The organism is Pseudomonas sp. Irchel s3h14, assembly GCF_900187425.1.
Classification (GTDB): Bacteria; Pseudomonadota; Gammaproteobacteria; order Pseudomonadales; family Pseudomonadaceae; genus Aquipseudomonas.
Window position 1 is genome coordinate 92,184 of sequence record NZ_FYDJ01000017.1, and the last position, 11,894, is coordinate 104,077.

An 11,894-nucleotide genomic window follows, 5' to 3' on the forward strand; every position below is an offset into this window, starting at 1 on the left:
TTTCCTCCTGGCGGAGCAGAGAGCGGGCAATCCTGCCCCGCTCTCGATTCGCGTCACGTGTTATTCGGTTTCCAGATCGATATCGATGCCGAGGGAACGAATTTCCTTGATCAACACGTTGAAGGACTCGGGCATGCCCGGCTCCATACGGTGATCGCCATCCACGATGTTTTTGTACATCTTGGTACGGCCGTTCACATCGTCCGACTTCACTGTGAGCATTTCTTGCAGAGTGTAAGCAGCACCGTATGCTTCCAGTGCCCAGACCTCCATCTCCCCGAAACGCTGACCACCGAACTGCGCCTTACCACCCAGCGGCTGCTGAGTAACCAGGCTGTACGAACCGGTAGAACGAGCGTGCATCTTGTCGTCTACCAAGTGGTTCAGCTTCAGCATGTACATGTAGCCAACAGTAACCGGGCGCTCGAACTTGTTGCCGGTACGGCCGTCGGTCAGCTGCATCTGGCCGCTTTCTGGCAGGTCTGCCAGTTTCAGCATGGCCTTGATTTCGCTTTCCTTGGCGCCGTCGAACACTGGAGTGGCCATTGGAACGCCGCCACGCAGGTTCTTCGCCAGATCCAGGATTTCCTGGTCGGAGAAGCTATCCAGATCTTCGTTACGACCGCCGATCTGGTTGTAGATCTCGTCGAGGAACTTACGAAGCTCAGCGACTTTGCGCTGCTCTTCGATCATCCGGTTGATCTTCTCACCCAAGCCTTTAGCCGCGAGGCCCAGGTGGGTTTCAAGGATCTGACCAACGTTCATACGCGAAGGTACGCCCAACGGGTTGAGGACGACGTCGACCGGGGTGCCATTGGCATCGTGCGGCATGTCTTCAACCGGCATGATCACGGAGACCACACCTTTGTTACCGTGACGACCGGCCATCTTGTCGCCCGGCTGGATGCGGCGACGGATTGCCAGGTAAACCTTGACGATTTTCAGCACGCCTGGAGCCAGGTCATCGCCCTGCTGCAGCTTGCGCTTCTTGTCTTCGAACTTGTCGTCCAGCAGACGGCGGCGATCAACGATGTAGGCCTGAGCCTTCTCGAGCTGCTCGTTCAGAGCATCTTCAGCCATGCGCAGTTTGAACCACTGACCATGCTCAAGACCGTCGAGAACTTCGTCGGTGATTTCCTGACCTTTCTTCAGACCGGCGCCGCCTTCGGCTTTGTGGCCGACCAGAGCGGAACGCAGACGTTCGAAAGTGGCGCCTTCAACGATACGGAACTCTTCGTTCAGGTCCTTGCGGATCTCGTCGAGTTGAGTCTTCTCGATCGACAGTGCACGAGCATCACGCTCAACGCCGTCGCGGGTGAAGACCTGTACGTCGATGACGGTACCCTTGGTGCCGGTAGGCACGCGCAGGGAGGTGTCTTTAACGTCGCTGGCTTTTTCACCGAAGATGGCACGCAGCAGTTTTTCTTCCGGAGTCAGCTGGGTCTCGCCTTTCGGAGTGACCTTACCAACCAGGATGTCGCCTGCGCCAACTTCAGCACCTACGTAAACGATACCGGCTTCGTCCAGTTTGTTCAGTGCAGCTTCACCCACGTTCGGGATGTCTGCAGTGATTTCCTCTGGCCCAAGCTTGGTGTCACGTGCCACACAGGTAAGTTCCTGAATGTGGATCGTGGTAAAGCGGTCTTCTTGAACAACTCGTTCCGACAGGCAGATGGAGTCTTCGAAGTTGTAACCGTTCCAGGCCATGAACGCGATGCGCATGTTCTGACCCAGCGCCAGTTCACCCATGTCGGTGGACGGGCCGTCAGCCATGATGTCGCTACGCTGAACCCGATCACCTTTACGCACCAGCGGACGCTGGTTGATGCAGGTGTTCTGGTTGGAGCGGGTGTATTTGGTCAGGTTGTAGATGTCGACACCAGCTTCACCGGTTTCAACTTCATCATCAGCAACACGAACCACGATACGGCTGGCGTCGACGGAATCGATAACGCCACCACGACGAGCCACGACGCAAACGCCGGAGTCACGAGCTACGTTACGCTCCATGCCAGTACCGACCAGCGGCTTGTCAGCGCGCAGGGTTGGTACAGCTTGACGCTGCATGTTCGAACCCATCAACGCACGGTTGGCGTCATCGTGCTCGAGGAACGGGATCAGCGACGCTGCAACCGAAACTACCTGCTTCGGAGAAACGTCCATCAAAGTGACGTCTTCCGGCGCCTTGACAGTGAACTCGTTCAAGTGACGAACAGCTACCAGCTCGTCGATCAGCATTTTCTTGTCGTTCATCGTGGCCGAAGCCTGAGCGATCACGTGATCAGCTTCTTCGATGGCGGACAGGAACACGATCTCGTCGGTGACCAGAGCGTCTTTCACCACACGGTACGGGCTTTCGAGGAAGCCGTACTGGTTGGTGCGCGCATAAGCGGCCAGGGAGTTGATCAGACCGATGTTCGGACCTTCCGGCGTTTCAATCGGGCATACACGACCGTAGTGAGTCGGGTGTACGTCACGAACTTCAAAGCCAGCACGCTCACGAGTCAAACCGCCAGGGCCGAGTGCAGAAACACGACGCTTGTGGGTGATCTCGGACAGCGGGTTGTTCTGGTCCATGAACTGGGAAAGCTGGCTGGAACCGAAGAACTCTTTCACCGCCGCAGCCACTGGCTTGGCGTTGATCAGGTCTTGCGGCATCAGGCCTTCGCTTTCAGCCATCGACAGACGCTCTTTGACCGCACGCTCAACACGTACCAGGCCAACGCGGAACTGGTTCTCGGCCATTTCGCCTACGCAGCGAACACGACGGTTACCCAGGTGGTCGATGTCATCGACGATGCCTTTACCGTTACGGATGTCGACCAGAGTCTTCAGAACCGCGACGATGTCTTCCTTGCACAACACGCCCGAACCTTCGATTTCGGTACGACCGATACGACGGTTGAACTTCATCCGGCCGACCGCAGACAGGTCATAGCGCTCAGGGCTGAAGAACAGGTTGTTGAACAGAGTCTCGGCTGCGTCTTTGGTTGGCGGCTCGCCTGGACGCATCATGCGATAGATCTCGACCAGCGCTTCCAATTGGTTGCTGGTGGAGTCGATCTTCAGAGTGTCGGAAACGAACGGACCGCAGTCGATATCGTTGGTGTACAGAGTTTCGATGCGAACAACCTGGGACTTGGCGATTTTCGCCAGGATCTCGGTGTTCAGCTCGGTGTTGCACTCTGCCAGGATTTCGCCGGTTGCCGGATGCACGATGACCTTGGCGGTAGTGCGACCCAGGACGTAGTCCAGAGGCACTTGCAGCTCTTTGATCCCGGCTTTTTCCAGCTGGTTAATGTGGCGAGCAGTGATACGACGACCTTGCTCGACAATAACCTTGCCTTTGTCATCCAGGATATCCAGGACAGCAATTTCACCACGCAGGCGGTGAGGCACCAGTTCCAGGCTGAGATTTTCACCTTGCACGTGGAAGACGTTGGTGGTGTAGAACGCGTCGAGCACTTCTTCAGTGGTATAACCGAGCGCGCGCAGCAGTACCGATGCAGGCAGCTTGCGACGACGGTCGATACGCACGAATACGCAGTCTTTCGGGTCGAACTCGAAGTCCAACCACGAACCGCGGTAAGGAATGATACGTGCCGAGTACAACAGTTTGCCGGAGCTGTGCGTCTTGCCACGGTCGTGGTCGAAGAACACGCCCGGGGAACGGTGCAGCTGGGAAACGATTACACGCTCGGTACCGTTGATTACAAAGGTACCGTTCTCAGTCATCAGGGGGATTTCACCCATGTAGACTTCTTGCTCTTTGATGTCCTTGATCGCTTTGTTCGACGATTCTTTGTCGAAAATGATCAGGCGCACTTTTACCCGCAAAGGTACGGCGTAAGTTACACCGCGCAATACGCATTCTTTGACATCAAATGCCGGTTCGCCCAGGCGATAACCGACGTACTCCAGCGCAGCATTGCCGGAGTAGCTGATGATCGGGAAAACGGATTTGAAGGCCGCATGCAGGCCCACGTCGCGGAACTGATCTTTAGTCGCTCCCGCTTGCAAGAATTCACGATACGAATCCAGCTGGATGGCCAGGAGGTACGGCACATCCATGACGTCCGGCAACTTGCTAAAGTCCTTGCGGATACGTTTTTTCTCAGTATATGAGTAAGCCATCAGCGTTCCCCAGCTTGGTCACCTGCTTGTTTGGCCCCTCCCGACGGGAGCAGCCAGAAAATCGTGCAAACCCCATGGTTTGCGCCACCGCATCGGGTGGTTACAGCTCGTTATCAGCACCGACCCAGTCGGCTGCCAATAACGGAAAAAGGCCGGTGGCAAGAGCCACCAGCCATCAGCCTTTCGCTTAACGCTCGGGCTGGAGACGCAAAGTCGATGCTTACTTCAGCTCGACTTTAGCGCCTGCTTCTTCCAGAGTGGCTTTTGCTTTGTCAGCTGCGTCTTTCGAAACAGCTTCCAGAACAACGCCAGGAGCGCCGTCAACTACAGCCTTGGCTTCTTTCAGGCCCAGACCGGTCAGTTCACGTACTGCCTTGATCACGTTAACTTTCTTCTCGCCAGCTTCCAGCAGCATGACGTTGAATTCAGTTTGTTCTTCAACAACGGCAGCGACAGCAGCTGGACCAGCGGAAGCAGCGGCAGCGGAAACGCCGAACTTCTCTTCCATGGCCTTGATCAGCTCAACGATTTCCAGAACGGATTTTTCGCCGATTGCTTCGATGATTTGGTCGTTAGTCAGAGACATGACTATAAATTCCTGTATTGGGGTGACAGCCTACGCGGCCATCGAAATAAACAATAAACGCTGAAAGGAGTCGCTCAGCCTTAGGCTGCGGCAGCTTCTTTCTGGTCGCGAAGAGCCGCCAGAGTACGAGCCAATTTGCTGGTTGCGCCTTGAATCACGCTCATCAGCTGAGAAATTGCTTCGTCACGGGTCGGCAGGCTTGCCAGTACGTCGATCTGATTAGCTGCGAGGAACTTGCCCTCGAACGCAGCTGCCTTGATCTCGAACTTATCCTGACCTTTTGCGAACTCTTTGAAGATACGAGCAGCAGCGCCCGGATGATCTTTGGAGAATGCAATCAAGGTCGGGCCGGTGAACACGTCGTTGAGCACGTCATATTGAGTGCCAGCAACGGCGCGCTTGAGCAGGGTGTTACGTACAACACGTACGTAAACGCCAGCTTCACGAGCCTCTTTACGGAGTCCGGTCATAGCGCCTACTGTTACGCCACGGGCATCAGCCACGACAGCGGACAGAGCAACTTGGGCAGCCTTGTTGACTTCAGCGACGATGGCCTTCTTGTCTTCAAGTTTAATTGCCACGGGAAAAACTCCTGCTTGTTACCGTTTCATCCAACCGAGGCCAGATGTCGTTTTGGTGTCTGATTCGGTAAGGAACCGGGAGCACCATCTGCGTAGGCTTGAGGTTTAAGACTTGCGTCGCCTACGGTCTTGGATAGCCCCCGCCAGGCAGGGACCCCAATCTTTCAATTGGCGCAATCGCTTGCGCCAACCTGTGTCTTACGCGTCGAGCGAGCCTTGGTCGATGACCAGACCTGGACCCATGGTGGTGCTCAGGGTAACGCGCTTGACGTAAATACCTTTCGAGGAAGCAGGCTTGATACGCTTCAGATCAGCGATCAGGGCTTCAACGTTTTCCTTCAGCTTGACGGCGTCGAAGCCAACCTTGCCAACGGAGGTGTGGATGATGCCGTTTTTGTCGGTGCGATAACGAACCTGACCAGCCTTGGCGTTCTTAACCGCGGTAGCTACGTCTGGCGTTACGGTGCCGACTTTAGGGTTAGGCATCAGGCCACGTGGGCCCAGGATCTGACCCAACTGACCAACAACGCGCATTGCATCCGGGGATGCGATAACTACGTCATAGTTCAGGTCGCCGCCTTTCATTTCGGCAGCCAGATCGTCCATACCTACACGGTCAGCGCCGGCAGCCAAAGCGGCCTCAGCAGCTGGACCCTGAGTGAACACAGCAACGCGAACGGTCTTGCCAGTGCCGTGTGGCAGCACAGTAGCGCTACGAACGACCTGGTCGGATTTACGCGGGTCAACACCCAAGTTTACAGCAACGTCGAACGACTCGCTGAACTTGACGGTCGACAGCTCAGCCAGCAGAGCAGCAGCGTCTACAAAGTTGTAGGACTTGCCTGCTTCGATTTTGCCGGCGATAGCCTTTTGACGCTTGGTCAACTTAGCCATTACACACCCTCCACGTTAAGGCCCATGCTACGAGCAGAACCGGCGATAGTACGCACGGCCGCGTCCATATCAGCTGCAGTCAGATCCGCGTTTTTGGTTTTCGCGATTTCTTCCAGCTGAGCACGGGTAACGGTGCCAACCTTAACTGTGTTCGGACGAGCGGAACCGCTAGTCAGGCCAGCAGCTTTCTTCAGCAGAACCGAAGCAGGTGTGGATTTGGTTTCGAAAGTGAAGCTACGGTCGCTGTAGACAGTGATGATCACTGGAGTCGGCAGACCTGGTTCAATACCCTGAGTACGGGCGTTGAAAGCCTTGCAGAATTCCATGATGTTCACGCCGTGCTGACCCAGAGCAGGACCAACAGGTGGGCTTGGGTTAGCCTGAGCGGCCTTCACTTGCAGCTTGATGTAAGCGGTAATCTTCTTGGCCATGAGGCACTCCAATTACGGGTTCGAACGCCTCGAAAGGCTCCCCGGTTACTTGCGCGTTTATCCCAGTGACGACAAAACCCCACAGCCTAGGGCTGCGGGGTTGGGATGCTTGCTCAGCTAGACTTTTTCGACCTGGCTGAACTCTAGCTCTACCGGAGTAGAGCGACCGAAAATGAGCACCGCCACTTGGATCCGGCTCTTCTCGTAGTTAACTTCTTCGACCGTGCCGGTAAAGTCGGCAAACGGACCGTCATTGACGCGTACCGACTCACCTGGCTCGAACAACGTCTTCGGCTTCGGCTTGTCGCTACCATCAGCAACGCGACGCAGAATCGCTTCTGCCTCTTTATCTGTAATAGGTGCAGGCTTATCAGCAGTACCGCCGATAAAACCCATCACCCGAGGAGTATCCTTGACCAAGTGCCAAGTACCCTCATTCATGTCCATCTGAACCAGCACATAACCTGGGAAGAACTTGCGCTCGCTTTTGCGTTTCTGGCCATTACGCATTTCAACCACTTCTTCAGTGGGAACCAGAATTTCGCCGAAGCCATCTTCCATGCCAGCCAGCTTTACGCGCTCTACCAACGAGCGCATGACATGCTTCTCGTAACCGGAGTAAGCATGCACAACGTACCAACGCTTAGCCACGGGACACCCTTAGCCGACAATCAAGGAAACAAGCCAGCCGAGCAGGGAATCAAGCCCCCACAACAGCAACGCCATAACCAGAACAACAGCCACAACAATCAACGTGGTCTGCGTGGTTTCTTGGCGAGTTGGCCATACGACTTTACGAATCTCGGTGCGAGCTTCCTTAACCAGTACAAAGAAAGACTTGCCCTTGACCGTCTGCAGGCCTACAAAGGCAGCTACAGCAGCAATGGCGAGCAAAGCAAGTACGCGGTACAGGATCGGCGAAGCAGAGTAATACTGATTGCCAACAACGCCAACAACCACCAAAGCAACTACTACTAGCCACTTGAGCAGATCGAAGCGAGAGCCTTGAGCTTCAGCTTTAGGAGTCATCTATGAAGATCCTGTGAAAAGAAAGCCAGACACACCAAGTGAATCTGGCAGGTCAGGAGGGAATCGAACCCCCAACCTACGGTTTTGGAGACCGTCGCTCTGCCAATTGAGCTACTGACCTAAAACAAAATCAGGCCGACCATTATGCCGGCCCGAAAAAGACATTACAACAATTTACTCGATAACCTTAGCAACGACACCAGCACCGACGGTACGACCGCCTTCACGAATGGCGAAACGCAGACCATCTTCCATTGCGATGGTTTTGATCAGAGTGACCGTCATTTGGACGTTATCACCTGGCATCACCATTTCAACGCCTTCCGGCAGTTCGCAGTTACCGGTCACGTCAGTGGTCCGGAAGTAGAACTGTGGACGGTAGCCTTTGAAGAATGGCGTATGACGACCACCCTCTTCCTTGCTCAAAACGTAAACTTCAGCGGTGAACTTGGTATGCGGCTTGACAGTGCCCGGCTTGACCAGTACCTGGCCACGCTCAACATCATCACGCTTGGTACCGCGCAGCAATACGCCGCAGTTCTCGCCAGCACGACCCTCGTCGAGCAGCTTGCGGAACATCTCAACACCAGTGCAAGTAGTTTTGACAGTGTCACGAAGACCAACAATCTCAACTTCTTCCTGAATGCGGACAATGCCACGCTCAACACGACCAGTCACAACAGTACCGCGACCGGAGATCGAGAAAACATCCTCGATCGGCATCAGGAACGGCTTATCAATAGCGCGCTCAGGCTGCGGAATGTAGCTATCCAGAGTCTCGACCAGCTTCTTGACGGCAGTAGTGCCCATCTCGTTGTCGTCTTGACCGTTCAGCGCCATCAGCGCCGAACCAATGATGATCGGAGTGTCATCACCTGGGAAATCATAAGTGCTCAGCAAGTCGCGCACTTCCATCTCAACCAGCTCCAGCAGCTCAGCATCATCGACCATGTCAGCCTTGTTCAGGAAGACAACGATGTACGGAACGCCAACCTGGCGAGACAGAAGGATGTGCTCACGGGTTTGCGGCATCGGACCATCTGCGGCCGAGCAAACCAGAATCGCGCCATCCATCTGAGCAGCACCGGTAATCATGTTTTTTACGTAGTCAGCGTGACCTGGACAGTCAACATGCGCGTAGTGACGCACAGCCGAATCGTACTCAACGTGAGCGGTGTTGATGGTAATACCACGAGCTTTTTCTTCAGGGGCGCTATCGATCTTGTCGAAGTCAACCTTTGCCGAACCGAAAACCTCGGAGCAGACGCGGGTCAAAGCAGCAGTCAGAGTAGTTTTACCGTGATCGACGTGACCAATGGTACCAACGTTGACGTGAGGCTTATTACGTTCGAACTTTTCCTTAGCCATCAAAATCACCCCTAGGAGAAGAATTGAGCAGGTCAAACAAGCCATTAAAACAAAGGCAGATATTTTCATATCTGCCTTGTTATATGGAGCTCTTGAGCGGATTTGAACCGCTGACCTCACCCTTACCAAGGGTGTGCTCTACCAACTGAGCTACAAGAGCGTAACGCCGCGCAGGATCTGCAAACTTGGAGCGGGTAGCGGGAATCGAACCCGCATCATCAGCTTGGAAGGCTGAGGTTCTACCACTAAACTATACCCGCGAGCTTGCAGCTCTCGCTAAAAATGGTGGAGGGGGAAGGATTCGAACCTTCGAAGTCGTAGACGTCAGATTTACAGTCTGATCCCTTTGGCCGCTCGGGAACCCCTCCTAAGCGAGCCGGCATTCTATATCATGCCAGCCTTCTGTCAAGCATTTTCTCATTAAAAACCTGAGGTTAGCTGCGTTGACATCACCTTGCAGTGCTAACCGTTAAAGGTCTTCACTGCGAAGCGGGCGCCATTCTATGCAAACTATTCGGCGGGCGCAACCCCCTCGCACGGCATTATTTTATGTTTTAACTCATTGAATTCTCTAGAAAGGTTTTTCAGCTGCGAGTCATCCAGCCAACGCCGGCTTTCTGGTGCCACACGCACCCAGTAACCATCAGAGTCGGCTGGAGGCCTCAGCAAGGACTCAAATTTGATTTCCATGCCGCTCAATCGCCGCTCAACCGCCTGAGCTGCCTCCTGACGAGTAAAACCGCCAAGATAGAGGCATCCATCGTCTGCCTGGGCAGGCTTTCCTTTATCACGAGCCGCGTCAGTCGTTTCACTCAACAAGCGAATATCCTGCTGCGAACCCCTATATAAATTCAAAGGGGTTACATCCTTCGCACGCAGAGGAGCCTCTTGTTGGTGCCAGATGTAATAGAACACATTGAGAACAAGCAGCAGCAGAAACAACCAACGCATAAAAACCTCACGACAAGGGGCACGCCATAGCCAAACCTACAAACACCAGATCAGGAACCACCCTGGCCTCAGGCACGATCTCGGAAACCAGGCCTGCATCTCCTCCAGTGAGGAACACAGCAAAATCATCCCCCCAATAGCTACGCGCCAACTCTAGCTGTGTCAGGACAAAGCCTCTCAGCATCAACGAGCATCCCCGCTCGACCGCTTCGACAGTTGTCCGACCAGGAACAAGACTTTCCAGAGCGCGCTCAGCCGCTAGATCGCCATAACGAATTCTACGGGTGTGAGTACGCAATTGGTTTCGCATCAGAGGCATTCCCGGGCATATAAACCCTCCGAGGTGCTCTCCATCCCTAGAGATGAAGTCCGCAGTAACAGCCGTACCAAAATCAAGCACAAGGCACGCACCCGAAGCCAGTTGGAATCCCCCAAGCATCGCTAGCCAACGGTCGAGCCCTAACCGCTCGAACTCCTCGTAGCCATTACGAACCCCGGACATCTCGCGGGACGGCGCTGCACATACCACCGACACACCAAAAGCTTCTGTCAGCAGAGAAATCAGTGCACCGGTCTCTTCTGCGGTCCTGACACTGACCAACCGACAAAACTTGAGGGCGAGCCCCTTGAGCGTTTTCAAGCTCTCCAACAAAGCGAGATCCGAATCAACGACGCCCTCGCCAACCACCCGCCGAACATCCGCGTCGAGCACACGCCACTTGATAAAACTGTTTCCGCAGTCGAGCTCAAGAATCATCACGCAACCTCAGACTGAGCTCACCACCACTAAAGACTTTTTCCACACCACCCACCTTCAAGCGCAGAGCACCCTGACTATCAATACCCAGCACTTCGCCATCTATATGGTTAACACCTGCGATCAACGACACGGCCCGCCCCTGCCAGAGATGATTTTGCTCCCACTCTGCCTGGATAGCTGAAAATCCGTCGACTTGATGACGAGACAGATATGCCTGGAGCATCGCGCCCAACTCCCCGACCAAGTGATTTCGATCAAACACCTTACCCGACTCTAGCCGCATAGACGTCCACTGCTGATCTACCTCATCGGTAATCTGCATGTTCACATTAATTCCCACACCCAGCACAACGTGACACACATCAGCAGGATCTCCCACCAGCTCGAGCAATATCCCGGCGATCTTCTTCTGACCAACCAGAACATCGTTGGGCCACTTCAATCCAGCCCCCGAAATACCCAGCTCACGCAGGGCCTGCATGACGGCGAGCCCAACAACAAGACTCAAGCCTTCCAGCTGACGCATCCCACCTTCAATACGCAACACGAGGCTGTAATAGATGTTTTCCGCGAATGGACTCGCCCATTTACGTCCACGCCTCCCGCGCCCTGCAGTTTGCCGTTCGGCAAGCACCAGAAAGGGTGCCGCCTGCCCCCGCTCTATGGCGCGCAAAGCCTCGGCATTAGTGGAGTCAATTGAATCGAAAACCAGGATGGGCCAATCACAAGAAGGCGCCTGCTCTCTTATCTCGACAGGATCAAGCAGCGTCAATGGCGCAGCCAGTTGATAGCCGCGACCCCGCACCTTATGAATGGATAACCCCAGCTCAGCTTCTAAATGCTGAAGCTGCTTCCAAACGGCACTACGACTGACACCCAAGGCGACACCCAAGGCCTGACCCGAATGGAATCGGCCATCTTTAAGAAGCTTTAACAATGTCAGCATGCAAGTCTCGCCTCACAATGAGGCCCGCATGATAGCCATGCCCCGCGCCATTGCATAGAAACCCTACAGGGCAGTTTTCCTGCGGACAAAACAAAACCCCTACCTGCATACGCAGATAGGGGTTTCGGAATTTAATCTTGACGATGACCTACTCTCACATGGGGAAACCCCACACTACCATCGGCGATGCATCGTTTCACTGCTGAGTTCGGGA

11 protein-coding genes and 4 tRNA genes are annotated in these 11,894 nt (G+C 54.6%); all 15 read right to left on the reverse strand.

The annotated features are described in order from the left end of the window. Nucleotides 1-60: 60 nt before the first annotated feature. The 15 genes from rpoB to birA all read right to left on the reverse strand — a co-directional run bounded on the left by rpoB (nt 61) and on the right by birA (nt 11,680). Nucleotides 61-4,134, reverse strand: coding sequence for a DNA-directed RNA polymerase subunit beta (gene rpoB, locus CKW16_RS24860; protein ID WP_095131480.1), 4,074 nt, complete (start codon nt 4,132-4,134; stop codon nt 61-63). 220 nt (nt 4,135-4,354) lie between these two features. Further along, nucleotides 4,355-4,720: a 50S ribosomal protein L7/L12 gene (gene rplL / locus CKW16_RS24865; protein WP_008145490.1), complete on the reverse strand. Its 366-nt coding sequence runs from the start codon at nt 4,718-4,720 to the stop codon at nt 4,355-4,357. Nucleotides 4,721-4,800: 80 nt separating this feature from the next. Further along, on the reverse strand, nt 4,801-5,301 hold the full coding sequence (gene rplJ / locus CKW16_RS24870) for a 50S ribosomal protein L10 (RefSeq protein ID WP_008145489.1): 501 nt from the start codon (nt 5,299-5,301) through the stop codon (nt 4,801-4,803). A 198-nt stretch (nt 5,302-5,499) separates the two neighbouring features. Further along, nucleotides 5,500-6,195, reverse strand: a complete 696-nt coding sequence (rplA, locus tag CKW16_RS24875; RefSeq protein ID WP_007896626.1) for a 50S ribosomal protein L1 — start codon at nt 6,193-6,195, stop codon at nt 5,500-5,502. Continuing rightward, on the reverse strand, nt 6,195-6,626 hold the full coding sequence (gene rplK / locus CKW16_RS24880) for a 50S ribosomal protein L11 (protein ID WP_003210097.1): 432 nt from the start codon (nt 6,624-6,626) through the stop codon (nt 6,195-6,197). The genes rplA and rplK overlap by 1 nt, the downstream gene beginning before the upstream one ends. Before the next feature lie 117 nt (nt 6,627-6,743). Then, a complete protein-coding gene (nusG, locus tag CKW16_RS24885) occupies nt 6,744-7,277 on the reverse strand; it encodes a transcription termination/antitermination protein NusG (protein ID WP_007896622.1) in 534 nt (177 codons plus the stop codon). Nucleotides 7,278-7,286: 9 nt separating this feature from the next. Further along, nucleotides 7,287-7,655 carry a preprotein translocase subunit SecE gene (gene secE, locus CKW16_RS24890; RefSeq protein WP_008145488.1) on the reverse strand — a complete coding sequence of 123 codons (369 nt, stop codon included), beginning with the start codon at nt 7,653-7,655 and terminating at the stop codon, nt 7,287-7,289. Between the two features lie 45 nt (nt 7,656-7,700). Beyond that, nucleotides 7,701-7,776: transfer RNA gene (locus CKW16_RS24895), tRNA-Trp, on the reverse strand. A 53-nt stretch (nt 7,777-7,829) separates the two neighbouring features. Further along, complete coding sequence (gene tuf / locus CKW16_RS24900; protein WP_007896619.1) at nt 7,830-9,023, reverse strand: elongation factor Tu; 1,194 nt, start codon at nt 9,021-9,023, stop codon at nt 7,830-7,832. Between the two features lie 84 nt (nt 9,024-9,107). Beyond that, nucleotides 9,108-9,183: transfer RNA gene (locus CKW16_RS24905), tRNA-Thr, on the reverse strand. A gap of 26 nt (nt 9,184-9,209) precedes the next feature. Beyond that, a tRNA-Gly gene (locus CKW16_RS24910) sits at nt 9,210-9,283 on the reverse strand. Nucleotides 9,284-9,306: 23 nt separating this feature from the next. Then, a tRNA-Tyr gene (locus tag CKW16_RS24915) sits at nt 9,307-9,391 on the reverse strand. A 142-nt stretch (nt 9,392-9,533) separates the two neighbouring features. After that, nucleotides 9,534-9,974: a hypothetical protein gene (locus CKW16_RS24920; protein WP_095131481.1), complete on the reverse strand. Its 441-nt coding sequence runs from the start codon at nt 9,972-9,974 to the stop codon at nt 9,534-9,536. A gap of 7 nt (nt 9,975-9,981) precedes the next feature. Further along, nucleotides 9,982-10,731, reverse strand: coding sequence for a pantothenate kinase (locus CKW16_RS24925; protein ID WP_095131483.1), 750 nt, complete (start codon nt 10,729-10,731; stop codon nt 9,982-9,984). Then, the gene (gene birA, locus CKW16_RS24930) at nt 10,721-11,680 is read right to left on the reverse strand and encodes a bifunctional biotin--[acetyl-CoA-carboxylase] ligase/biotin operon repressor BirA (protein ID WP_095131485.1); all 960 of its coding nucleotides are present in this window, start codon (nt 11,678-11,680) and stop codon (nt 10,721-10,723) included. Before birA ends, CKW16_RS24925 begins: the two co-directional genes overlap by 11 nt. Between the last annotated feature and the right edge of the window lie 214 nt (nt 11,681-11,894).